Genomic DNA, 24,578 nt, shown 5'->3' with positions numbered 1-24,578 from the left:
CAGCAGACCCAATCAGACGTTCATCAGATATCGATATTGGCGGCTTTCAGGGCGTTTTCTTCGATGAAGGCGCGGCGCGGTTCAACCGCATCGCCCATCAGCGTCGTAAATAACTGGTCAGCGGCAATGGCATCTTTCACGGTCACACGTAACATGCGACGTTGCTCAGGATCCATGGTGGTTTCCCACAGCTGATCAGGGTTCATTTCGCCCAGACCTTTGTAACGCTGAATCGACAGACCACGACGGGACTCTTTCACCAGCCATTCCAGCGCCTGCTCGAAGCTGGTCACTGGCTGACGGCGTTCGCCACGTTCGATATACGCATCTTCTTCAATCAGGCCACGCAGTTTTTCACCCAGTGTACAGATTTTGCGGTATTCGCCGCCCTGAATGAAATCAGCATCCAGATCGTAATCGGTGTCTACGCCGTGAGTACGGATACGCAGAATCGGTTCGAAAATCTGGTGCTCGCGGTTTTCACGCACGATGGCACTGTAGCTGCTGCCGTGCTGCTCTTTCTCGTTGAGCAACGCCACCAGCGACTCCATCCACGCCTGAACTTTAGCCTGATCGGCCAGTTCAGTACCGGCCAGCGTCGGCTGATAAACCAGGTTGTTGAGCAGCGCACGTGGATAACGACGTTCCATACGGCCAATCATTTTCTGCACGCTATGATGTTCAGCCACCAGTTTTTCCAGCGGTTCGCCCGCCAGTGCCGGTGCATGCGCGTTGGCGTGCAGCGTCGCACCGTCCATCGCAATGGATATCTGATACTGATCCATTGCTTCGTCATCTTTAATGTACTGTTCTTGCTTGCCTTTCTTCACTTTGTACAACGGCGGCTGTGCGATAAACACATGACCACGTTCAACAATTTCAGGCATCTGACGGTAGAAGAAGGTCAGCAGAAGAGTACGGATGTGTGAACCATCGACGTCGGCATCGGTCATGATGATGATGCTGTGATAGCGCAGTTTGTCCGGGTTGTATTCGTCACGGCCGATACCACAACCCAGTGCGGTGATCAGCGTCGCCACTTCCTGAGAAGACAGCATTTTGTCGAAGCGCGCTTTCTCAACGTTGAGGATTTTACCTTTCAACGGCAGAATCGCCTGGTTCTTACGGTTACGGCCTTGTTTTGCAGAGCCGCCCGCTGAGTCCCCTTCCACTAAGTACAGTTCGGAATGAGCCGGGTCGCGTTCCTGACAGTCCGCCAGTTTGCCCGGCAAACCTGCCAGATCCAGTGCGCCTTTACGACGGGTCATTTCACGTGCTTTACGCGCCGCTTCACGGGCACGCGCTGCGTCGATGATTTTACCGACAACGATTTTGGCGTCTGACGGGTTTTCCATCAGATAATCCACCAGTTTTTCGTTCATCAGCGTTTCAACCGCGGTTTTCACTTCGGAAGAAACCAGTTTGTCTTTGGTCTGAGAAGAGAACTTAGGATCCGGAACTTTTACGGAAACCACAGCAATCAGGCCTTCACGGGCATCGTCACCGGTGGCACTGATTTTGGATTTCTTGCTGTAACCTTCTTTATCCATGTAGGCGTTAAGGGTACGGGTCATCGCCGAACGGAAACCGGCTAAGTGAGTCCCGCCATCGCGCTGTGGAATGTTGTTGGTGAAGCAGTAAATGTTTTCCTGGAAGCCGTCGTTCCACTGCAACGCAACTTCAACGCCGATATCATCTTTCACCGTGGAGAAATAAAATACGGTCGGGTGAATTGGCGTTTTGTTCTTGTTCAGATATTCCACGAACGCTTTGATACCGCCTTCGTAATGGAAGTGATCGTTTTTCCCATCGCGTTTGTCGAGCAAACGGATTGCGACACCGGAGTTCAGGAATGACAGTTCGCGCAGGCGTTTAGCCAGAATGTCATATTCGAATTCGGTGTTATTGGTGAAGGTCTGGAAGCTTGGCCAGAAACGCACCGTGGTTCCGGTCTGATCGGTATCGCCGATCACTTTCAGCGGATCTTGTGGCTCGCCGTGCACGTAAGTCTGGGTGTGCACTTTGCCTTCGCGGCGGATAACCAGCTCCAGTTTTTCCGACAAGGCGTTAACGACGGAAACACCCACGCCATGAAGACCACCGGAAACTTTGTAGGAGTTATCGTCGAACTTACCGCCAGCATGCAGAACGGTCATGATGACCTGAGCAGCAGAAACGCCCTCTTCTTCATGAATGCCGGTAGGAATACCACGACCATCATCCTGCACGGAGACGGAGTTGTCTGCGTGGATCGTGACCTGAATCTCTGAACAATGGCCCGCGAGGGCTTCGTCGATAGCGTTGTCCACAACCTCGAATACCATGTGGTGCAGACCAGTGCCGTCATCGGTATCGCCGATATACATGCCGGGGCGCTTACGCACCGCGTCCAGCCCTTTTAATACCTTGATACTTGAGGAGTCATAAGAATTCGACATCAACGTTTCTCGCTCATTTTTAGTCCTGTGATAGAACGGCTATTTTACCTTGTTCCACGCGGAACATCTTGCCCTTTTCACCCATCATGTCGGTCACTTGTTCAGCGCTTATCGCACTGACAAAAACCTGTGCCTGGGTGGCTTTGAGGCGATCCGCCAGCAACCGACGTCTGTCGGCATCCAGCTCGGAGGCAAAATCGTCAAGAAGATACAGGCAACGCCGCCCGCTCTGTCGGGTGAGAAACTCACCCTGCGCTAACCGGAGCGCGCACATCAGTAATTTCAGCTGCCCACGGGACAGTAAATCTTCCACCGGCGTGCCGTCGGCACGAATGCGGAAATCCGCTTTATGCGGACCTGATGCGGTATAGGTTAAGGCTCTGTCGCGTTCAAAATTACGCTCCAGCAACTCGCCGTACTCGGTTTCCTTGTCCCATCCACGCTGGAAAGAAAAACTGAGGGCGAATTCAGGCAGGAATTGCGCGCAGGTCGCGCTGATATCAGCCGCGATCGCTGCGCTGTATGCCGCCCGCCATTCGCTAATACGCTCGGCTAACGGGATCAGTTCCTGATCCCAGGCACGAATTTGCGCATAGCGACTCACCTGTCGCAACGCGGCGTTGCGTTGCTTGAGTAACCGTCTCAGGTTGCTCCAGGCGATAAAAAAACCGGGATCGTGGTGGAAACAACCCCAGTCGATAAACGCCCGCCGGTACTTCGGCCCGCCATTGAGCAGGGTGAAGCCTTCGGGCGTGATAAGTTGCATCGGCAACATCTGCGCCAGTTCAGACACTTTATGTCCGTCGCTGCCGTCGATGCGCACTTTACTGTCACCCTGACGGCTTTTGCTCAGGCCAATCGATAATTCACGATCGCCGCCGTCATCAACCCGCGCATGCAGCACAAATTCAGGCTGATCGTGGCGAATTACGCGTCCGGCCTGCAAACTGCGAAAAGCGCGGCCATGCCCGAGGGTATACACCGCCTCGAGCACGCTGGTTTTACCGCTGCCGTTGGGACCGACGAGAAAGTTAAAACCCGGCGAGGGATCTAAATCCGTCGCCTCGATGTTGCGGAAATCTTTTATCAGTAAGCGCGTTAAGGCCATTAATTCAGACTAGAGCCTCATCGGCATGACAACGTATGCGGCCGACTGGCTCGCAGCATCTTCAATCTGTACGCTGGATACCGAGTCGGTCAGCAGCAGATTCACATCTTCGCACTTGAGCGCGTTGAGCACATCCAGCACATAACTGACGTTGAAGCCGATTTCCATTTCGGTGCCTTCGTAGCCGACATCCAGAATTTCTTCTGCTTCTTCCTGTTCCGGGTTATTGGCGGTGATTTTCAGCTGGTTATGGCTGACGTACAAACGTACACCACGGAATTTTTCGTTAGAAAGAATGGCCGCACGGGCAAAGGCCTGTTTTAGCAGGTCGCAACCCGCCTGCAACGTTTTGTCCGGATTTTTCGGCAACACGCGGCGATAATCAGGAAAACGGCCATCAACCAGCTTGGACGTGAAAATGAAGTCACCGACGTGCGCACGGATGTTGTTGCTGCCGATTTGCAATTGCAGCGTAGTGTCGCCGCCGTCAAGCAAACGCACCAGTTCCATCACGCCTTTACGAGGCACGATCACCGAATGCGAAGGCAATGACTGGCCGATAGGCATCGAACAAACGGCCAGACGGTGACCGTCGGTCGCCACGGTACGCAGTTCTTCACCTTCGGTTTCAAACAGCATGCCGTTTAAATAGTAACGGACATCCTGATGCGCCATGGAAAACTGCGTGGCTTCAATCAGACGTTTCAACGTGGCCTGCGGCAGTGTGAATTCCACCTCGCTTTGCCAGTCGTCAAGATTAGGGAAATCTGTTGCCGGCAGGGTCGACAGCGAAAAACGGCTGCGGCCTGAACGAACCAGCATGCGGTCACCGTCTAGTGCGACGGAAATTTCCGCGCCTTCTGGCAATCCACGGCAGATATCAAAGAATTTACGCGCAGGAACGGTGGTCGCCCCGGCTTCATGTGGCTGAGACAGCGCGACTTTCGCCACCATCTCCATTTCCAGATCCGTCCCGGTCAGCGACAACGCGCCATCCGTCACCTGCAATAACAGGTTACCCAGAATTGGCAACGTTGGTCGTCCACCCAGCGGGCTACTGACCTGTTGCAGTGGTTTCAGCAAATGCTCACGTTCAACAATAAATTTCATAGCGCTAGGAAGATAATGTTCTGATTAAATTGGAGAAATCTTCTTTGATGTCGTGACTTTCTTCACGCAACTGCTCGATTTTCCGGCAGGCGTGCAACACCGTGGTATGGTCCCGACCACCGAACGCATCGCCGATTTCTGGCAGGCTGTGGTTGGTCAGCTCTTTCGCCAACGCCATCGCCATCTGGCGTGGGCGGGCTACCGAACGGGAACGCCGTTTGGAGAGCAGGTCAGCGACCTTGATTTTATAATATTCGGCCACTGTTTTCTGAATATTATCGATAGTGACCAGCTTCTCCTGAAGCGCCAGCAAATCGCGCAGCGCTTCACGAACGAAGTCGATGGTAATTGCACGGCCAGTAAAGTTGGCATTGGCAATGACGCGGTTCAGTGCGCCTTCAAGCTCACGCACATTGGAACGCAGACGTTTAGCAATAAAGAACGCCACTTCGCCCGGCAGACGGATATCGTTCTCGTCAGCCTTTTTCATCAGGATCGCCACGCGGGTTTCTAATTCTGGCGGCTCGATCGCCACCGTCAGCCCCCAGCCGAAACGCGATTTCAGACGATCTTCAACACCGTTGATTTCTTTCGGATAGCGGTCAGAGGTCAGGATGATTTGCTGATTACCTTCCAGCAGGGCATTAAAGGTGTGGAAAAACTCTTCCTGCGAACGTTCTTTATTAGCAAAGAATTGGATGTCATCGATAAGCAAGGCATCGACTGAACGGTAGTAACGTTTGAACTCTTCAATGGCGTTGTTTTGCAGGGCTTTTACCATGTCCTGCACAAAACGCTCAGAGTGCATGTACACCACTTTTGCGTTGGCTTTGCGCGCCATGATGCCGTTGCCGACAGCGTGCAATAAGTGGGTTTTACCCAAACCGGTGCCGCCATAAAGGAAAAGCGGGTTGTAAGCGCCACCCGGATTATCAGCCACCTGACGCGCCGCCGCGCGAGCCAGCTGGTTTGATTTACCCTCAACAAAGTTGTCGAAAGTATGTTTCGGGTTAACGTTAGAACGGTAAGAAAGTTCGGGCTGAGCCGGAGAACTGTCCCAGCTTGGGCGGGACGGAGCCAGGCGAGGAATAGCGGGCGCAGCCTGCGAACTGACGCTGGCCGCGACAGGTTGACTGACGCGTTGAATCACCGGCTTGCTGCCGACTTCAAAACGCAGCAACGGAGCATCCGTGCCGCAGAAATCGTTAAGCAAGCCGTTAATATTGTTTAAGTATTTGTCACGAACCCAATCCAGGACAAAACGATTCGGAGCGTAAAGCGCCAGCGTATTGTCGTTGAGTTCCGCCTGTAGGGGGCGTATCCACATACTGAATTCTGTGGCAGGTAGTTCATCCTGCAAACGGGCAAGACATTGCTGCCAAAGCGAAAGTGACACGGCGGACTCCACTCGAACAAGTATCAAAAAAGAAAAGGATCAGGATATTTTTTAAATCATGATTTTTGGCACACGTTCCGCCCGCAATGGGGGAAATTTCTCTCACCACCCTGTCAGTGGCGTAAAGTCACGTGTGAACCGCTTTTTACGGTTTTTGTCGAAAGCACCCGTGCGGGGATCGCGATCGGAATGGCGGATCATAACGCAATCCTTCACAGAGATCCTCCCCTTCCTGAGAGTTTAGATCCTTTTTATCCACAGGCACTGATCGACAAGTGGGTAAGCTTAGCCGATCCTTTTAAAATTAGGCGATGTAATCATCACTCTGGTGAAAAAATAGGAGTCCGCTGACGCTATTTTCGTCGTGTTGAGAGAAAGATCTCACCCCTGTGGATAAGGATCAGCCGAGGATCCTTGCGATTTATGGCAGAGTCCGTATAATCCTCAGCCCTACGTGTGAAGCCTGTGTTCCTGATGGTCATAACCAGATGGATATTGCGGTGTGACCACGGGCCATTCTGGTAAACACTTGAGCCATTTCTGGCAATGTAAATTGACTCAGGACTGTACAGTTATTACAATCCCGCTTCTTTATATGTTGCGACAAAGGCATCGGTCGTATTTTCGCCGAAATGTCTTCGCGTTTACTGATCAGTAATAATTTAAGTTTAGGTAGAAATCGCCATGAAACGCACTTTCCAACCGTCCGTATTGAAGCGCAACCGTAGCCACGGCTTCCGTGCTCGTATGGCCACCAAAAATGGTCGTCAGGTTCTGGCTCGCCGTCGTGCGAAAGGCCGTACACGTCTGTCAGCTTCTAAGTAATAAAAGCTAACCTATTTAGTGGTTAAGCTCGCTTTTCCCAGGGAGTTACGTTTGTTAACTCCCCGTCATTTCACTTTCGTCTTCCAGCAGCCACAACGGGCTGGCACGCCGCAAATCACCATACTCGGCCGCCTGAACGAGCTGGGGCATCCCCGCATCGGTCTCACCGTCGCAAAAAAACACGTCAAACGCGCACATGAACGCAATCGGATCAAACGCCTAACCCGCGAAAGCTTCCGGTTGAATCAGCATACGCTGCCGTCGATGGATTTTGTGGTGGTCGCCAAGAAGGGTGTCGCCGATTTAGATAATCGCGCGCTGACGGAAGCGTTGGAGAAATTATGGCGTCGACATTGCCGACAGGCTCCCGCATCCTGATTAAACTGATACGTGGTTATCAGTTATTCATCAGTCCGTTGCTCGGGCCACATTGCCGCTTTCGACCAACCTGCTCTCAATACGGTATTGAGGCAATTGGTCGTTTTGGCATGTTAAAAGGCAGTTGGTTGACTTTGAAACGCGTATTAAAATGCCATCCTTTGAACCCAGGTGGTGATGACCCCGTACCGCCGAAAACCGACAATAACAGAGAACACTAACGATGGATTCGCAACGCAATCTTTTCCTCATCGCTCTGCTGTTCGTGTCTTTCATGATCTGGCAGGCATGGCAAACGGACCACGCTCCGCAACCCGCCAACCAGACCACGCAACAGACTGCGAACACTGCAAACGGTGATGCTGCTAACCAGGCTGTTCCTGGTAGCGGACAGGGCAAATTAATTACAGTTAACAGTGATGTGCTGTCATTAACGATCAACACCCGTGGTGGCGATATTGAGCAGGCTCTTCTGACTGCTTACCCTACATCTTTGGGCTCTGACCAGCCTTTCCAGTTACTGGAAACCACTCCTAATTTCATCTATCAGGCACAAAGCGGTCTGACAGGTAAAAATGGTCCAGATAATCCGGCGAACGGCGAACGTCCTCTGTTCCAGGCCAGCTCGGATTCGTTCACCCTGGCAGAAGGCCAGTCTGAACTGCGCATCCCGATGACCTATACGGCTCAAAACGGTGCCATCTTTACCAAAACTTTCGTGATCAAACGTGGCTCCTATGCGGTGAATGTTGAGTACAACGTCAACAACACCACGGCTGCCCCGCTTGAACTGACCATGTTTGGCCAGCTCAAACAAACCACAGATTTGCCTAAGCACCGCGATACTGGCAGCAATAACTTTGCTCTGCATACGTTCCGTGGCGCGGCTTACTCCTCAAGTGATGACAAATATCAGAAGTATGCGTTCGATAAGAGCGAAGCGCTGAATGTCACCACACAGGGCGGTTGGGTTGCTATGTTGCAGCAGTATTTTGCAACGGCGTGGATCCCGTCAGCGAAGGACACCAACACGTTCTTCACGACGACCAACAACGGTATCTCATCGATTGGCTTTAAAGGCGCACCGTTTACCGTTGCTCCTGGCGCACAACAGCAGGTTGCTTCAATCCTGTGGGTGGGCCCGGAAATTCAGGACAAAATGGCCGCTATCGCGCCACACCTTGACCTGACTGTTGATTACGGTTGGTTGTGGTTCATCTCTCAGCCGCTGTTCAAACTGTTGAAATTCATCAACAGCTTCGTCGGCAACTGGGGCTTCTCAATCATTGTTATCACCTTCATCGTGCGCGGTATCATGTACCCGCTGACCCGTGCTCAGTACACGTCGATGGCGAAAATGCGTATGTTGCAGCCGAAACTGGCCGCGATGCGTGAACGTATCGGTGATGACAAACAGCGCATGAGTCAGGAAATGATGGCGCTGTATAAGTCTGAGAAAGTGAACCCGCTGGGTGGCTGTCTGCCGCTGGTTATTCAGATGCCTATCTTCCTGGCACTGTATTACATGCTGTCTGGTTCCATCGAATTGCGCCACGCGCCGTTCATCCTGTGGATCCATGACCTGTCAGCGCAAGATCCGTACTACATTCTGCCGGTTCTGATGGGTATCACGATGTTCTTCATTCAGAAGATGTCGCCGACAACCGTCACTGACCCGATGCAGCAGAAAATCATGACCTTCATGCCGGTCATTTTCACCGTGTTCTTCCTGTGGTTCCCGTCCGGTCTGGTGGTGTACTACATCGTCAGTAACCTGGTAACCATTCTCCAGCAGCAGCTGATTTATCGCGGGCTGGAAAAGCGTGGCCTGCACAGCCGCGACAAGAAAAAGTCATAAGTCCGCGTCAGGGCGTTTCCCGTCCTGACCGCTACACTCATGATTAAGACACGAAGGCGGTCATCGAGACCGCCTTTTTGCATATTCAGAAAGAGACAATTGCTATGAGTACCTCAGATACCATTATTGCCCAGGCAACACCTCCCGGTCGCGGTGGCGTTGGCATTTTGCGCATTTCCGGCCGTGCGGCGCGTGATGTGGCACAGGCTGTCTTAGGTAAGCTGCCAAAACCTCGTTATGCCGATTACCTGCCGTTTCAGGACGCAGACGGCAGCACGCTGGATCAGGGGATTGCGCTGTGGTTCCCCGGCCCGAACTCCTTTACCGGCGAAGACGTACTGGAGCTGCAAGGCCACGGCGGCCCGGTCATTCTCGACCTGCTGCTCAAGCGGATTGTCGCGCTGGACAATGTGCGTATCGCGCGTCCGGGCGAGTTTTCTGAACGTGCATTTCTCAACGATAAGCTGGATCTGGCACAGGCAGAAGCCATCGCCGATCTGATCGACGCCAGTTCAGAACAGGCCGCACGCTCGGCAGTGAACTCGCTTCAGGGCGCTTTCTCGCAGCGTATTCATCATTTGGTGGAAGCACTCACTCACCTGCGAATCTTTGTCGAAGCGGCGATCGACTTCCCGGATGAAGAAATCGACTTCCTTTCTGACGGCAAAATCGAAGCCAAACTCAACACCGTGATGGGCGATCTGGATGCCGTCCGTGCTGAAGCCCGTCAGGGCAGCCTGTTACGTGAAGGGATGAAAGTGGTGATTGCCGGCCGCCCTAACGCCGGTAAATCCAGCCTGCTGAATGCGCTGGCCGGTCGCGAAGCGGCGATTGTGACCGATATCGCGGGCACCACGCGCGACGTTCTGCGCGAGCATATTCACCTCGACGGTATGCCATTGCACATAATCGATACCGCCGGACTGCGTGAAGCCAGCGACGAAGTTGAGCGTATTGGCATCGAACGTGCGTGGAATGAGATTGAACAGGCAGATTTAGTGTTGTTTATGGTTGATGGCACGACAACGACAGCCACCGAACCCGCAGAGATCTGGCCGGAGTTTATGGCCCACCTTCCGGCTTCCCTGCCTATTGTCGTGGTACGTAATAAAGCCGATATTACCGGCGAAGCGCTGGGGCAAACCGAAGTGAATGGTCACTCACTTATTCGCCTTTCTGCCCGCACCGGCGACGGCGTGGATTTGCTGCGCGATCATTTGAAACAGGTGATGGGCTTTAATCACAACATGGAAGGCGGATTCCTTGCCCGTCGTCGTCACTTGCAGGCGCTGGAAGATGCTGCGCAGCATCTGGTTCAGGGTAAAGATCAGCTGCTTGGCGCATGGGCAGGTGAATTGCTGGCGGAAGAGTTGCGCCTGGCGCAGCAATCGCTGAGTGAAATCACCGGTGAATTCACGTCCGACGATTTGTTGGGCCGTATTTTCTCGAGTTTCTGTATCGGGAAATAATGACCGGAAAATTCAGAAAAGCCCGCTAACGTGCGGGCTTTTTCATGAAATTCATAATGTTATATTACCAGACTTTATAAATTCGCCCGGTTTGCGCACCTTCCACGCTGCGCACATAGGCTTTTGCCACGCGCGCCGCCGGAGCAGCTTCAAAGCCCGGGAAGAACGGGCCGTAACCTTCTAGAGACTCCTCAACCACCGTCGGGCTGACGCCATTGATGCGCAGGCCTCGCGGCAATTCAATCGCGGCGGCACGCACAAAACCTTCTACCGCAGCATTTACTGCCGTTGCATTTGCGCCCTGTCGGATAGGCTCGTCGGCAACGATACCGCTGGTCAATGTGATTGAACCGCCATCGTTAAGAAACGCTTTGCCGATCAGCGCGATACGCACCTGCCCGAGCAGTTTATCCTGCAAACCGGTATTAAACTGTTCTGCCGTCATTACTTCCAGCGGGCCAAAATGCAGGCTGCCGGTCGTGGAAATAATCGCATCGAGTTTACCGGTGTGAGCAAAAAGCGCTTTCACGCTGCTTTCATCGGTAATATCCACCTGAAAATCGCCGCGCGTTTTGCCTGCGGTGATGACGTTATGGATGTCGCCTAATGCGCTGACCACTGCTTTGCCCAATGTGCCCGTGCCGCCAATGACTAAAATTTTCATTTTTCATTCCTCGATTTTGTGTACCGGCTCATCATTAACCAAACTAAAAGTTAGATATAGACTTACAATATTTGTTCTGTCCTAACTCTGGGTTAGCAATATGGATAAGCTGCGGAATATTGAAGTCTTTATCTGCGTGGTCGAATCAGGAAATTTTAGCAGCGCGGCCGAAAAACTGGGGATTTCAGCGGTGATGGTCGGCAAGCATATTCAGCAGCTGGAAAAACATCTGAATGCCCGGCTTTTGCAGCGCACAACCCGCAAGCAAAGCCTGACCGATGCCGGTGATGTGTTTTACGAAAATGGCAAACGAGTGCTGGAGCAGATGAAAGCCACTGAAAATGCGATGGAAAGTCTGCAAAGCGTGCCCACCGGATTGCTGCGCGTCAGTGCGCCGGTGTCCTTAGGTTCAAGCGTGATTGCACCGATGCTCGCCCGCTATCTGAATCTCTACCCGCAGGTCAAAGTGGAATTGGTGCTGAGCAATGCCCGCGTCGATTTGATTGGCGAAAACTTCGATCTCGCCATCCGTATTGGTGAAATTGGGGATGACCGGCTGGTCGCCAGACCGCTGAAACCCTACGAGATGGTGATTTGCGCTTCGCCGGAGTATTTGCAACGCAACGGCACACCCGAATCGCCGGAAGATCTGAAAACGCATCCGTGCCTGATCCACTCCGTTTGGAATCAGAGCGAAGGCTGGCATCTGGCGAACGCCGGGCAAACCACGTCGGCGTGGCCGGTGAACAGCCGCTATGTTTCCAACGACGGCCATGCATTGCGCAATGCCGCGCTGGAAGGTGCCGGTTTACTGCTTCAGCCGAAGGTACTGCTGGCCGAAGATATTCTCAGCGGCAGGCTTATTCCGGTTCTCGAGTCTTTCATTCCCACGCCACGCGCCGTGCATGTGGTTTATCTGCCCGATTTTCGCCCGCGGGCGAAACTGAACAGCCTGATTAACTACATGACAGAAAACGATTTCTACTGATTATTACTTCCATAAAAAACGGTAAGTAATCGCTCACTTACCGTTCAATTTACGATGCAAAAAGACAATCAGAGTTTAAAGCCTGCCACCACGGTTTCCAGCTGAACCGTCTGATCCTGCATGGCCTGAGCGGCGGCAGAAACCTGTTCCACCAGCGCCGCATTCTGCTGAGTGGCGTTATCCAGCTGGGTGATTGCAACGTTCACCTGCTCGATACCAAGACTTTGCTCCTGGCTGGAAGACATGATTTCGTTCATCAGCGTCGCCACATTATTCACACCGCCCATGACTTCATCCATCGTCGTCCCTGCCGTTGCCACCAGCTGGCTGCCGGTGGAGATATCCGCGACAGAATCTTCTATCAGCTTTTTGATTTCACGGGCGGACGTTGCGGAACGTTGTGCCAGGCTGCGCACTTCGGAGGCCACGACGGCAAAACCGCGCCCCTGTTCACCGGCACGCGCCGCTTCTACGGCGGCATTCAGCGCCAGAATGTTGGTCTGGAAAGCAATACCGTCGATCACGCTGATGATATCGACAATTTTGTGTGATGAACGTGTGATCGAACCCATGGTATCGACCACCTGTTTCACCACATCCGACCCTTTCTGCGCCACTGCAGACGCATCACGCGCCAGCTGGTTAGCGCCTTCGGCATTGGCGGCGTTCTGTTTCACGGTGCTGGTCAGCTGTTCCATGGACGCCGCGGTTTCAACAATGGAACTTGCCTGTTCTTCCGTTCGACCGGAGAGATCCATGTTACCGCTGGCGATTTCACGCGACGCCGACGTAATCGCCAGACTGCTGTCACCGACCTGACGGAGAATCGATTGCAGGAATGACAGGAACTGGTTGAAGCTTTGGTTTACGCGGTTAAATTCAGGGCTGCGGCTTTCCGGCAAACGACGGGTCAGATCCGCGCCACCGGCGGAGAGCTGGCTGATATTTTTATACAGCGCATCCAGCTGACGCATAAAGATTTTGATCGACGCAATCAGAACCACCAGCAGTAAAATCACCATCGGGATTTGCACCATACCCAGACTTTCCAGGATACCGTGCGTACGCGTCAGTAACTGACGGGTCGGCATATCGGTCGCGATATACCACGGCCCCTGAATGTTGCTCATGAACATTGTGTGGGACGTGCCGTTATTGTCGTAGTCCGCAATCAGGCTTGAACTATTATTGATTTGGTCGAGGCTTTTACGGATCTGCATCGCCAGCGGAGATTGTTCGCCCAGAGAAGTCAGCTTGGGTAACTTTTCGTCGCCTGAATGACTGCTGCCAACAATTTTGCCGTCTTTTTCGACGATATAAATGGTGCCTTGGACCTTTTTCTCCATTTCCGCCACCAGCTGATTAAAGAAGCCCAGCGTGACGTCAACGGTGGCAACACCCCAGAGTTTATCGCCTTTATAAATCGGCATCGCGCAGTTGGTTCGCGGCTGGGGACTGGCGTCATCAAAGTAGGCGGGAGCCCAGACACACTGACCCTTTTCGCCTTTTGAGGCCGCAAGATACCAAGACTGCTCGAAGTAATTTGGGGATTCAGCGCTGTTCCAGAACGTATTGACCGTCAGCTGGTTATTATTATTACGCGCAAAGAAGGTGCTGAATTTAATTTTTGCCGGATCACGCTGATTCGGCAAAGGCCAGATCCCACCGCCAAATACGGCGGAATCACCATACTGATCAACCAGCGCGGGCAACAGCCGGTCAATGCTGTCGCTATCCATTTGTGCGACGGTTTGAGTGATGGTACGCACCTGAGATTCCACTTTGTTCAGCCGGTCGTTGATAACGACGGCGATATCATCAACCTGATTCGCAACCAGAGTGCTTTCTGTTTGTTTCAGCTGAGGAGCGACAAAGACCTGGATCACAATGAGCGTGACGATGACCAGCACAATAAAAAACAAGCTGATCAATGCGATAAAGCGGGATTGCGTTGTTTTTAACATTTTAGGGTAACTCACAGGCAAAGCAGCGAGATCGCTGCTTAACTAATAACGGCATTTTCTGACGTTTCTTTATGAGGCTATAGTAGATATATCTGGCACCCAGATCCTTTGAGTGAAAATCCAGAACATCGTCCCGATGAGATTTTTTCTCAATACGAAGTTAATACTGTGATTACTTTCACTTTATGGTTATGAAAAACTTTCTGAAAAGTAAAAAAAGTGTGCAGTGGCGCGGGGTTTAAGCGGTTTTTAATGATTTCTCTTAATGTTATTCTTTCTGAATCTAGAGAAAATACGGTCGAACCATTAATCATGGAGTGAACAATGGCGTGCCATTTTGCAAGATGGGCTGTAACGGAAGCCGAACCGGATACACACCGGTTGCCCAAAAGTATTGTGATGTCCGCAAGACATCTCTCTGATAAACAGCGAAGACGCTTCTTAAACGGCCGCGTCCTGCTGGCTGAAATCATTTTCTACCTTTACGGTATCGCGGAACTTCCTCACGTAATCACATTGCCCAGTGGCCGCCCAAGCTTTGAATCCTCCGATTTGCCCGACTTCAGCCTTGCGTATGCGGGCAGCACCGTCGGTGTTCTGATCAGCAGTGAAGGAAAAGTCGGCCTTGATCTCGAAATCATTCATGCCCGCAGCGCACTGGTCAACCCACAGCAGCAACTCTCAGCAGTCGAAAAAACCTGGATTGCCATGCAGTCCGACCCCGTGGAATCCTCGCTACAATTGTGGTGTATTCGTCAAAGTATGCTGAAGATGTCCGGCCTGAACGAGCAAGGCCCGCTGACACTCAGCATGAATCCGGCTTCCGGGCGGTTGCGTTCGATCGTCACACCGGAAGCGCAGGTGATGAGTGATATTGAAGGGTCGATTACCTGGGCCTGCGCGCAGTCGCCGTCGATAATCCGTTTACAGTGTTGGCGCTATGAACCGGAAAATGGTTTCACCCGCACGCAAACCCTGTCTTCTGACCAGCAATCCGAATCGCCACATTTTATGAAGTTCACCAGTCTGCCGCCAGCCAAATGAAACTTCACTGATGTTTTCCAAAACCTTGTGTAACGCTGAGCCGTTTTTCGTTTAAGGTAAGAATCAGAGAGTCATCCAAAACAGGAGTTAATCATGTCAGCTCAACCACTGAAATTTGTCACACTGTTAGGCAGTCTTCGTAAAGCCTCTTACAACGCCATGGTCGCGCGCACGCTGCCGAAAGTCGCGCCGGAGGGCGTCACCATTGAAGCGTTACCGTCTATTGGTACTCTGCCGTTGTACGATGCTGATATTCAGCAGGAAGAAGGATTCCCGGCCGATTTAGACGCGATTGCAGAGCAAATCCGCCAGGCGGACGGTGTGATCATCGTGACACCGGAATATAACTATTCCGTTCCCGGTGGCCTCAAGAACGCCATCGACTGGATTTCCCGTTTGCCAAACCAGCCTCTGGCAGGCAAACCTGTGCTGATTCAGACCAGTTCCATGGGGCCGGTCGGCGGCGCACGTTGCCAGTATCATCTGCGCCAGATTTTGGTCTTCCTCGACGCGATGGTGATGAACAAACCTGAGTTTATGGGTGGCGTCATCCAGAACAAAGTGGACGAGAAAACCGGTGAAGTTTCCGATCAGGGGACGCTGGATTTCCTTAAGAGCCAGCTGACTGCATTTGCTGACTATACGCACCGCGTCAGCAAATAACTCTCATGCACTGAAATGCAAACAGCCCGCCAACGTAGAAAAGTGGCGGGCTGTTTTTTTGCTTTCAACAAATCGCGAGCGGATTAATGCCCGTCAACAAACGCGATTTTCAGCACAAACAACAGGGCGACAACAACCACACACGGGCTGATTTCTCTCCAGCGGCCTGTGCCCAGTTTCATCACTACATAAGAGATGAAGCCCAGCGCAATACCTTCAGTGATAGAGAAGCTGAACGGCATCATTACTGCGGTCACGAAAGCAGGAACCGCTTCTGTCAGGTCATCCCATGAAACGCGCGCCAGACTGGAGGTCATCAGAACGCCCACATAAATCAGCGCACCGGCTGCCGCATATTCCGGCACCATCCCCGCCAGCGGAGAAATAAAAATCACCAGCAGGAACAGCAAACCGGTCACGACGGCAGTCAGACCTGTACGGCCACCCACAGAAACGCCGGACGTACTTTCGATATATGCACCCACGGAAGATGTCCCGATGAAAGCGCCCGCCACAGAGGAAATACTGTCGACGTACAGCGCCTGTTTCATTTGCGGGAATTTACCCTTTTCATCCGCCAGACCGGCTTTGTCCGTGACGCCAATCAGCGTACCGGAGGAGTCAAACAGGTTTACCAGCATGAAGGAGAAAATAACGCCCGCCAGACCGATATTTAGCGCGCCTTTCAGATCAACCTGACCGACAACGGTGGTGATGCTCGGCGGCATCGACCAGAAACCGTTGTAATGCACGTCTCCGATCGCCAGACCAATGCCCGTCGTCACTACGATCGACACCAGAACGGAAGCGTGGAAGTTACGTGACGCCAGCACCGCAATGATGAAGAAGCCCAGCACGCCCAGCAGCACGTTGTGAGATGTCAGGTTACCGATAGTGACGATGGTGTCCGGGTTCGCCACAATAATTCCGGCATTTTTCAGTCCCATCATGCCGATGAACAGCCCGATACCGGCGGTAATCCCCACGCGCAGGCTGACCGGGATGTTCGCGATCATCCAGTAACGGATACGGAAAATCGTCAGCAGCAGCAGGCCAACGGCACCCCAGAAAATAGCGCCCATCCCGATTTGCCAGGAAACGCCCATCGCACCGACCACCACAAAGGCGAAGAAGGCGTTCAGACCCATTGCTGGCGCCAGCGCAACCGGCAGGTTGGCAATCACACCCATCAGGATACTGCCGAACGCGGCAATCAGACATGTGGTCACAAAGACGGCCTGTTTATCCATGCCCGCGACCCCCAGAATTTGCGGGTTCACGAAAACGATGTAGACCATGGTCAGGAAAGTGGTTAAACCGGCGATAGTTTCGGTGCGTACCGTGGTGCCGTGCTGCGTCAGTTTAAACAGACGTTCAGCCAGGCTTTTTCCGCCGGTAGCATTGCTGTGTGGTGTGCTCATTAGTGAGTTCCAAAATGGAGGAAAAACAATCGGGGGGTATCCTAAGGATTTTAGCCGGAAAGCGCCAGCACTGGATGTGTGGGATTAAATCTATCCTTCGGGTACAGTGCCATAAACCACGCGAAAAGATGAAACACTCAAAGGGAGGAAGTATGACGGGGATTCAATGTGTCTTTTTTGATTGCGACGGAACGCTGGTAGACAGCGAATTGCTGTGCTGTGAAGCCTATGTCGAGATGTTTGCACATTTTGGTGTGACGGTTTCTTTTGACGAAATGTATAAAAAATACAAAGGCGTAAAGCTTTACGAAATCATCGCCATCATCAATAAAGAACAGGGGATTGATGTGCCGAAAGAGGAGATGGAAGTCGTTTTTCGCCAGCACGTTGCCCGCCTCTTTGACAGTAAACTCCAGCCGATCGACGGTGCGCGCGAATTGCTCGAACAAATCACCGTGCCGATGTGCGTTGTCTCCAACGGCCCTGTCACCAAAATGCAGCACTCTCTCGGCCTGACCGGATTGCTGCATTTTATGGGCGATAAGCTGTTCAGTGGCTACGATTTGCAGCGCTGGAAACCCGATCCGGCGGTGTTATACAAAGCTGCTGAAGTGATGGACGTCCCGGTGGAAGCCTGCATTCTGGTTGAGGATTCCGTCGCCGGCGCACAGGCCGGTATCGCCGCCGGGATCCCCGTATTCTATTACTGCGCCGATCCGCACAACCCGCCGCTGGATCATAATCTTGTGACCACTTTCCACGACATGCGCGAACTGCCTGCAATCTGGCGTGAAAAGGGTTATCAGATTACGCGTTAAGGGGCTGATTTAAGCACTGCATAAAACCTGCGTGTGTCGTCAGTCCGCGCACCTGCGCACTGTCGCAACCGTTGAGCGCATCGGCCAGATGGCTGAACATTTTCAGATCCTGTCGCCCTCTGGCATTGACACACACCACCAGCACGTTATGTACCCGCTGACGTTCAATCAGCAGCGGGTTTTCCAGATGCACAAAAATACCGATAAAAGGCTGTTCACGCTGGCCGGAACAATGCGGCACAGCCAGATGATTAATGATCAGGTTTTCGCCCTGTGCCTCACGCGCCACAATCAGGTCCGACTCTGCGGAGGTGAGCGCACCACACCTGACCAGATGTTGGCAGATCCCACCGATAGCAGTTTGCCAGTTTTCCTGCGGCGAGTTGGCGTAAGTAAAAGACAGATCTTTCGGGAAGCAAACCGCGCTGTGCTGATAAAGCATCAGTCCGGCCAGCCGGGCACGCAGTTGTTCCAGTTCACGATGCCCGACCAGTTCACTGACTGACCACACCGCCGGGGCATTTTTCAGGTCCGGGAATTGCCGGTGATTATTCAGGATCAGCGCCACTTTCTGGTGATGCAGGCAGGCGATCATCTGTTCCGGATGCGTGGCGATGATCACGTTCACCCCACTGATTTCCCGTTCGATGATCTCTTTGTTGAGCGTCGCCATCGACAGATATTCAGCATAAATAACCAGATTCAGTGCCGCAGATTGCGTCCGCTCCAGCGCACAAGCGAAATACAATCCCGCCCAGTCATCTTCATAAAAATCGACAGCCAGGCTTTGGTTCAGTTCGCGCACGAAAGACAAACTGAAATCAAAAGCCTGCGGGTACGTCGTTTTGATTTTACGAAAATCATGCAATGACGCGACCGGCAGGATCATCGGGCAAGCCACAGAACGCTGAATATGGGCGGTAAGCTGGGCGATCAATTCCTCATCGATCAGCCCCGGCAACGGCGTCGCGATGCGCGTCAGCACTGCACGTATGGCCTCTGGCGTTATGCCCGAAAGTTTGCGCCGCAGCGGCTCCAGAATTCTCGCCATAGAAAGACCGGTTGCAGGAAGGTATTCAACCGCCAACTCCAGCGCAACCAGAAAAACCGGCGTACCGAAAGGATAATCCAGCGTAGTTAAGAGCGGACGCGCAGACATGACGCGCTCGCTGAAGGCCTTCGCGCAACGTTCGCCGCAACAGGCCGGGTTTCGGATTATCAGATTCGCCAGCAATAACGTTTTTTGCTGTTCGTCGAGCAAAAGCGAGTGGCCGTGTTTAGGTCGTGAGCCAATCAGCGGGCGCGAGCGGGACTTATTTCGCAATGAACGGATGATTTCAGTCACTGCGGTTTTACTGAGCCGAAGTTTAGCCGCCAAAGATTCCAGCGGCAGACAGGCATTGAAAATGAGTGCCAGAAAGAGGGCATCTTCAGCGTTTCCCAAGAGGCGATCCACATCTCGCCCGTCTTCAACTAGCAACTGATACCCCTCTGCGCCAGAGAGGATCTTACCGGCTGCGCCCAACCGGTAATTAATGTAATCAATATCCCGCAACAAGGTACGCACAGAAATACGTGCGCGCCTTGCCAGCACCTGGCCGCTGATCCGCTGGTGGCTGAGCGCTGACAAAATCTCTTTCTGTCGGGGATTCAACATCCTTGTATTCCTGCAATGCCGGTCAGCCGATAAATTGCGTCACCTGATGATGTACATCCTGGCTGTAATGATTAACCAGAGAGAGGACCATTCGGATCAGCGCGTCATAATCCGTGGCAGAAATGACCGATGCATTAGCGTGGAGATAACGGGTCGGCAAACACAACGCAATCACGGGCCGTCCACCGCCCATGACGTTATAGCGTCCTCCGTCAGTCGCACCGGTTTTCAGTGTGCAAAATTGCAAATTAACGCCCTGTTCCGCTGCGGTATTCTTCACAAGCTGCGTTAATTTACGGTGAGCAATGTAACGCTTATCGAATAAAGAAATCGCTGGGCCTGCGCCGAGTTTCAATGGAAACGCAATCGGGCAGATCCCCGGCGTATCTCCCGCCACCATAGTATCAATCACAATCGCGATGTCGGGCTTCACCGTTTCCGCTGAGCTTTGCGCGCCCCGTAGACCCACTTCTTCCTGGACTGTCGCTACAGCGTAAAGCTGGATATCCGGGTTCTGACATTGACGGAAAACCTCCGCCACCACGGCGCAACCCGCGCGGTTATCCAGCGCTTTCGCCATGATGCCATCATCACCAAACGCGCTGAAGAACGGCTCAGGGCAGATAAAATCGCCCACTGAAACGCCCCTCTCTCTGACCTGTTCTGCCGATGATGCGCCAATATCAATGAACATCTTTTCAGTGTTCATCGGATGATTTTTATCATCATCACTCAGCGCGTGAGGCGCGACAGAACCGATGATACCGGGGATTTTTTCCCCGCAGGACGTTTTGATTTCGACACGATGGTTAAGCATGCTCTGGTTCCACCACGAACCGACCGTATCAAAGTAAATAAACCCTTCTGCTTTGATATGCTTAACAATAAACCCGACTTCATCCATATGCGCGATCAGCGCGACTTTGGGCCCGCTATTGCCCTTACGGGCAATAAAACTGCCCAGCCCGTCAAATGTGATTTCTGCGGCATGAGATTTTACTGCCTGATGTAAAATTTCGCGGATTTCCTGCTCGTCACCACTGACCCCGGAAGCCAGCGTCAGTTTTTCCAGTAAGCCGTCATTTAAAATATCAGTGCGCATGTGCTGTTGCCCTTAACGACTGGCGTTTCATCCACCAGCTTTTGAAAATAATGATGAAGGCCACATTGAGCAGCAGCCCGATGCCCAGCACCAGATAGAAGCTGTACCACGGTGACATCAGGCCAATCAGCGGGTCGAAAACGCCCAACCCCGGAGCCAGTCGCTGAATACCGAAGGCGATCACTAACATGCCCGCCATTCCGCCACTGAGCGTGTTGGCGGTGATCATCGGCAAAGGAGCCGCAAGTGCATAGGGAATGGCGGGTTCCGTCGCCACCGTTGCCCCCACCACCAGCGTGCTCACAGCAGCGCCCCGTTCCTGTTCGGTAAACAGACGTGGTGCAAGGAACGTCGCCAGTGCGGCAGACATCGGTGGCATCAGCGCGACCACGCCGACAATGGCGTACCAGTCGTAAACTCCTTTATCGAGCAATGAAAAACAGAAGAACCACGCGGTTTTGTTGACCGGCCCGCCCATATCAAACGCCAGCATCGCCCCAACCAGACAGGCCGCACCGAGTTTCATCGACATAGGAATGGTATTGAGCAGGTGCAGCAGGAACTCCATCATGCTGGCCATTACCGGCCCAATCAGGTAATACGTCAGCAAGCCAAACAGCGCCAACGTCACAAACGGAATCAACATTGAGCCCAGCAGAGGTTGGAGTGATTTTCCGAGCCGGACTTTACGGAATGCCCGGACAAAATATCCGATGCTTAACCCGAGGATCACCGCACCGAGAAAGCCCCCGCCGGAGCTGGTGCCCAGCATCGCGCTGTCATTCGCCAGATAACTCACCAGAAAAGCCGGTGCGAATGCCGGTTTATCCCCAATGGAACTGGCGATGTACGCGCCCATTATCGGGATCATGAATTTGAATCCGAGGTAACCGATTGATTCCACAATCCAGGTAAATGACGGCGAAACGCCATTTCCCTGCGCAATATAGGGCAACCCCATCTGCACCAGCATATTCGCCATCGCCACCAGCAAACCGCCGCCGATAACAAAAGGTAAAGCTGCAGATACGCCGGCCATCAGATGATTCATGAGGCTGTCAGCTTTCACCGGTTGCTGACCCAGCCTGACGCCGGACGTCTGCGTCGCCTCTTTCATCAGCTGCGCATTTTCTTCCAGCGTGTTGAAGATCACCGGAATATTCTTCAGCGCATCAGAGATTTTCATCTCAAGTACACGTTTCCCGGCAAAGCGGCAGCGATCGTCTTCACTGAGGGTTCTGCCCAGCGCCAGAATGATAAAATCCGCAGATTCAATCTCCTCTGCGGTGAGCCTGTTTTCCACGCCACTGGCTCCCTGCGTTTCGACTTTAATGTCGTGTCCGAGCGAACGCGCTTTTCTTTCCAGCGCTTCGGCCACCATGTAGGTGTGCGCAATACCCGCCGGGCAGTTGGTCACGGCGACGAGCGTCCAGTTATCTTTCATTGTCCGACCTCCTGTCAGGAAATAGCGCTGAGGATCAGTTCGAGAATGCCGCGTTCATCACGGGTTTTAAGCGCGGCCGTGAAATCCGGATTGACCATTTTGCGGCACAGTGTTGATAACAACTGGGTATCGGCCACGGCTCCCTGTTCAGGGATCATCAGACATAACCAGCAGAATACCGGCTCATCATCAGACGCGTGCCACGCGACAGAATGCGGCGTCCGGGCAACCAGAATGCCGGGCGCAATAACGCAGGCCGAGCGGGTATGTGGCAGTGCAACACTGTCGCCGAAGCCGGTGGAACCCTGAAGTTCGCGAGCCGCGAGCGCCAGTGCAAAGGTTTGGGGATCGCTGACTTTTCCCAGGCTGACGGCCATTTCGGCCAGTTCATTGAGGATTTCAGTCTGCGTTTGGCCGCGAAGGGAAAGATTGATGGCCTGAGACGTAATAAGTGTCATGGTGAAAACATCCGTGTGAGAACAGTGTTTTCAGTATAAAGAAAGCGCAGTGATTGAATGCTCCCCAATATGTCGCGTCACGAATGACATATTGGCGATGAATCAGTCTTCGGGAGAGGCCTGAACGTAAGCCTGCATCCGTTTTTCAAGCTCGCTCAGGGAACTCAGGCCATCCGCCAGTGGCAGGGTTTTATCGTTAAAGATTTCCAGCGACCACGGGCCGGTAAAGCCTTTGCGGTTCAGCGTGCTGACAAAATCCACCAGCGGCAGGTCGCCCTGGCCGGGATAACATCGGTAACTACGGCTCCACTGCTGTACATTCATGTCTTTGAACGGCGCATCGGCCAGTTGCAGGAAACTGATTTTCTCCAGCGGCACTTCGTCCAGACGGTCGAGGTTGTCGCCGACGGCGAGAATATGGAAGCTGTCGAGCACAATCCCCAGCGCCGGATGGTTCACTTCACGCACGCGATCCCATGCCTGCCGGTAACGGTTGATGTGTTTCCCCCACGCCAGCGCCTCAAAGCCAATATGGATATCATGAGGCTGCGCCATTTCGGCCAGAGCGGCGAGATCGGCAATCTGGATATCGCGCTCCGCCGAACTTTCGGGGTCGGTATTACTGCAAACCAGCAAGCGGTCACAGCCCAGTTCATTCATCAGCTCAAACTGCCGGCGCGCGCTGGCAAACTTCTCATTACGCTTTTCCGGCTGAACGCCTTCAAAATCGCGGAAAGGCTGTAGCAGGAAAATCCGCAATCCGAGCGAATCCGCCAGATTCCGGATGGCGATGGGTTTAACCGGGCTTTTGAGTAAATCATCTTCAAAAATCTCCACGCCATCAAACCCCGCCGCCGCGATGGCAGTGAGTTTTTCGGGCAGAGTTCCTGGTACTGAAACTGTCGCAATAGAACGTAACCGGGTGGTAGCAGGCAAAATAGCGTCCTTTTTGTCAGGCTTCGAGACTTACAGTAGTGGACCTTCATGCCGCATTCGTCAAGTGTTGGCGGCTTGTATGAACGCACAGATTGTAACTGAGCGAATCAATGGTTAATCTCTGTGGCGAGATTGAGGTTATTAATGAGGATATGACGCTGAGCAGCCAAAGTTCCCCGGCGCCGGGACGTAAAAATGATCCGATAGGACTGAAACAGCGCATTTTCGACAGTGCTCTGGCTGAATTCGCTGAATCCGGCCTGATGGGCGCGCGTATGGAAAATATCGCCTCAAACGCCAGCACCACAAAACGTATGGTGGTCTATCACTATAAGACCAAAGAAGCCCTGTACATGCTGGTGCTGGAGCACGTTTATCGCGGTATCCGTCAGCACGAGCTGGATCTGGATTTATCGTCATTTCCCCCTGCGGAAGCGATCGTCAAACTGGTGGAAGCCAGCTTCGATTTTCACGTTTCTCACCCTGAATTCATCCGCATTGTATCAACAGAAAACATGCTACGCGGCCGGTTTATCCGTCAGTCCACCAGCATCCGCGAAATCAACAAAACGGCGTTAACGCTGCTGGAAGATATTCTCGAACGCGGAAAACAGAGCCATTTATTTAAGGAAGATTCCCAGGCGCGCGACGTTCACCGGCTGATCAGCAGCCTGTGTGTGCATCAGGTCGCGAACCAGTACACGTTCGGTGCGCTGTTCGAAAATCCTGACGAAGTGGATTTGCAGGTCGCGCATTATCGCCAGCTGGCGGTGGTGGTGGCACTGCGGTATGTGATGAAATAACGCGCCAGCAGACAGCAAAAAGGCCTCGTAAGAG

The 24,578-nt window shown here is 52.9% G+C and carries 22 protein-coding genes; 10 read left to right on the top strand and 12 right to left on the bottom strand.

Annotated elements, in window-relative coordinates; all coding sequences use genetic code 11:
- Positions 1–23: 23 nt before the first annotated feature.
- From gyrB to dnaA, 4 genes are read right to left on the bottom strand one after another with little or no spacing between them, the layout of a single operon-like run.
- Positions 24–2,438 (bottom strand): DNA topoisomerase (ATP-hydrolyzing) subunit B, encoded by a 2,415-nt coding sequence (gyrB, locus tag ACLBVC_RS11570; protein ID WP_410149724.1) that lies wholly within the window; start codon positions 2,436–2,438, stop codon positions 24–26.
- 19 nt (positions 2,439–2,457) lie between these two features.
- Positions 2,458–3,546: a DNA replication/repair protein RecF gene (gene recF, locus ACLBVC_RS11565; protein ID WP_410149723.1), complete on the bottom strand. Its 1,089-nt coding sequence runs from the start codon at positions 3,544–3,546 to the stop codon at positions 2,458–2,460.
- Between the two features lie 9 nt (positions 3,547–3,555).
- Positions 3,556–4,656 carry a DNA polymerase III subunit beta gene (gene dnaN, locus ACLBVC_RS11560; RefSeq protein ID WP_195825566.1) on the bottom strand — a complete coding sequence of 367 codons (1,101 nt, stop codon included), beginning with the start codon at positions 4,654–4,656 and terminating at the stop codon, positions 3,556–3,558.
- 4 nt (positions 4,657–4,660) lie between these two features.
- A complete protein-coding gene (gene dnaA, locus ACLBVC_RS11555) occupies positions 4,661–6,052 on the bottom strand; it encodes a chromosomal replication initiator protein DnaA (RefSeq protein WP_014333276.1) in 1,392 nt (463 codons plus the stop codon).
- Between the two features lie 684 nt (positions 6,053–6,736).
- Between dnaA and rpmH the strand changes: the two genes are divergently transcribed.
- The 5 genes from rpmH (at position 6,737) to mnmE (ending at position 10,582) form a co-directional block, all read left to right on the top strand.
- The gene (rpmH, locus tag ACLBVC_RS11550) at positions 6,737–6,877 is read left to right on the top strand and encodes a 50S ribosomal protein L34 (RefSeq protein ID WP_009637487.1); all 141 of its coding nucleotides are present in this window, start codon (positions 6,737–6,739) and stop codon (positions 6,875–6,877) included.
- Positions 6,878–6,895: 18 nt separating this feature from the next.
- Complete coding sequence (rnpA, locus tag ACLBVC_RS11545) at positions 6,896–7,255, top strand: ribonuclease P protein component (RefSeq protein WP_071823635.1); 360 nt, start codon at positions 6,896–6,898, stop codon at positions 7,253–7,255.
- Positions 7,219–7,476 (top strand): membrane protein insertion efficiency factor YidD, encoded by a 258-nt coding sequence (gene yidD, locus ACLBVC_RS11540; protein WP_095924029.1) that lies wholly within the window; start codon positions 7,219–7,221, stop codon positions 7,474–7,476. Before rnpA ends, yidD begins: the two co-directional genes overlap by 37 nt.
- A 2-nt stretch (positions 7,477–7,478) precedes the next feature.
- Positions 7,479–9,113, top strand: coding sequence for a membrane protein insertase YidC (gene yidC, locus ACLBVC_RS11535; RefSeq protein WP_410149722.1), 1,635 nt, complete (start codon positions 7,479–7,481; stop codon positions 9,111–9,113).
- A gap of 104 nt (positions 9,114–9,217) precedes the next feature.
- Positions 9,218–10,582, top strand: a complete 1,365-nt coding sequence (mnmE, locus tag ACLBVC_RS11530; RefSeq protein ID WP_410149721.1) for a tRNA uridine-5-carboxymethylaminomethyl(34) synthesis GTPase MnmE — start codon at positions 9,218–9,220, stop codon at positions 10,580–10,582.
- A 64-nt stretch (positions 10,583–10,646) separates the two neighbouring features.
- Here the strand turns inward: mnmE and ACLBVC_RS11525 are convergent, their stop codons facing one another.
- Positions 10,647–11,246 (bottom strand): short chain dehydrogenase, encoded by a 600-nt coding sequence (locus ACLBVC_RS11525; RefSeq protein ID WP_410149720.1) that lies wholly within the window; start codon positions 11,244–11,246, stop codon positions 10,647–10,649.
- 100 nt (positions 11,247–11,346) lie between these two features.
- Here ACLBVC_RS11525 and ACLBVC_RS11520 point away from each other — a divergent pair, with 100 nt between their 5' ends.
- On the top strand, positions 11,347–12,234 hold the full coding sequence (locus ACLBVC_RS11520) for a LysR substrate-binding domain-containing protein (RefSeq protein WP_410149719.1): 888 nt from the start codon (positions 11,347–11,349) through the stop codon (positions 12,232–12,234).
- Between the two features lie 68 nt (positions 12,235–12,302).
- On the opposite strand, the gene ACLBVC_RS11515 is transcribed toward ACLBVC_RS11520, so the two are convergent.
- Positions 12,303–14,198: a methyl-accepting chemotaxis protein gene (locus ACLBVC_RS11515; protein WP_410149718.1), complete on the bottom strand. Its 1,896-nt coding sequence runs from the start codon at positions 14,196–14,198 to the stop codon at positions 12,303–12,305.
- A 324-nt stretch (positions 14,199–14,522) separates the two neighbouring features.
- Between ACLBVC_RS11515 and ACLBVC_RS11510 the strand changes: the two genes are divergently transcribed.
- Together ACLBVC_RS11510 and ACLBVC_RS11505 are read left to right on the top strand one after the other, a co-directional pair.
- A complete protein-coding gene (locus tag ACLBVC_RS11510) occupies positions 14,523–15,242 on the top strand; it encodes a 4'-phosphopantetheinyl transferase family protein (protein WP_410149717.1) in 720 nt (239 codons plus the stop codon).
- 93 nt (positions 15,243–15,335) lie between these two features.
- Positions 15,336–15,905 carry an NADPH-dependent FMN reductase gene (locus ACLBVC_RS11505; RefSeq protein ID WP_410149716.1) on the top strand — a complete coding sequence of 190 codons (570 nt, stop codon included), beginning with the start codon at positions 15,336–15,338 and terminating at the stop codon, positions 15,903–15,905.
- An 83-nt stretch (positions 15,906–15,988) separates the two neighbouring features.
- On the opposite strand, the gene ACLBVC_RS11500 is transcribed toward ACLBVC_RS11505, so the two are convergent.
- Positions 15,989–17,326, bottom strand: coding sequence for an NCS2 family permease (locus ACLBVC_RS11500; protein WP_410149715.1), 1,338 nt, complete (start codon positions 17,324–17,326; stop codon positions 15,989–15,991).
- Positions 17,327–17,478: 152 nt separating this feature from the next.
- Here ACLBVC_RS11500 and yieH point away from each other — a divergent pair, with 152 nt between their 5' ends.
- A complete protein-coding gene (gene yieH, locus ACLBVC_RS11495) occupies positions 17,479–18,144 on the top strand; it encodes a 6-phosphogluconate phosphatase (RefSeq protein ID WP_410149714.1) in 666 nt (221 codons plus the stop codon).
- Here the strand turns inward: yieH and ACLBVC_RS11490 are convergent.
- The 5 genes from ACLBVC_RS11490 to ACLBVC_RS11470 all read right to left on the bottom strand — a co-directional run bounded on the left by ACLBVC_RS11490 (position 18,134) and on the right by ACLBVC_RS11470 (position 23,741).
- On the bottom strand, positions 18,134–19,801 hold the full coding sequence (locus ACLBVC_RS11490) for a PTS sugar transporter subunit IIA (RefSeq protein WP_410149713.1): 1,668 nt from the start codon (positions 19,799–19,801) through the stop codon (positions 18,134–18,136). The two genes, yieH and ACLBVC_RS11490, sit on opposite strands and share 11 nt — an antisense overlap.
- A 22-nt stretch (positions 19,802–19,823) precedes the next feature.
- Positions 19,824–20,903 carry a zinc-binding metallopeptidase family protein gene (locus tag ACLBVC_RS11485; RefSeq protein WP_410149712.1) on the bottom strand — a complete coding sequence of 360 codons (1,080 nt, stop codon included), beginning with the start codon at positions 20,901–20,903 and terminating at the stop codon, positions 19,824–19,826.
- The gene (locus ACLBVC_RS11480) at positions 20,893–22,347 is read right to left on the bottom strand and encodes a PTS fructose-like transporter subunit IIBC (protein ID WP_410149711.1); all 1,455 of its coding nucleotides are present in this window, start codon (positions 22,345–22,347) and stop codon (positions 20,893–20,895) included. The genes ACLBVC_RS11485 and ACLBVC_RS11480 overlap by 11 nt, the downstream gene beginning before the upstream one ends.
- 14 nt (positions 22,348–22,361) lie before the next feature.
- Positions 22,362–22,805, bottom strand: a complete 444-nt coding sequence (locus tag ACLBVC_RS11475; RefSeq protein ID WP_410149710.1) for a fructose PTS transporter subunit IIA — start codon at positions 22,803–22,805, stop codon at positions 22,362–22,364.
- A gap of 102 nt (positions 22,806–22,907) precedes the next feature.
- Positions 22,908–23,741 carry a sugar phosphate isomerase/epimerase family protein gene (locus ACLBVC_RS11470; protein WP_410149709.1) on the bottom strand — a complete coding sequence of 278 codons (834 nt, stop codon included), beginning with the start codon at positions 23,739–23,741 and terminating at the stop codon, positions 22,908–22,910.
- Between the two features lie 110 nt (positions 23,742–23,851).
- On the opposite strand from ACLBVC_RS11470, the gene ACLBVC_RS11465 reads away from it, so the two are divergent.
- A complete protein-coding gene (locus tag ACLBVC_RS11465; protein ID WP_195814977.1) occupies positions 23,852–24,544 on the top strand; it encodes a TetR family transcriptional regulator in 693 nt (230 codons plus the stop codon).
- Positions 24,545–24,578 lie beyond the last annotated feature (34 nt).

Origin of the sequence: Rahnella selenatireducens, assembly GCF_046449555.1 — a bacterium.
GTDB classification, from domain to species: Bacteria; Pseudomonadota; Gammaproteobacteria; order Enterobacterales; family Enterobacteriaceae; genus Rahnella; species Rahnella selenatireducens.
This window is presented reverse-complemented; position numbering and strand designations above follow the sequence as displayed.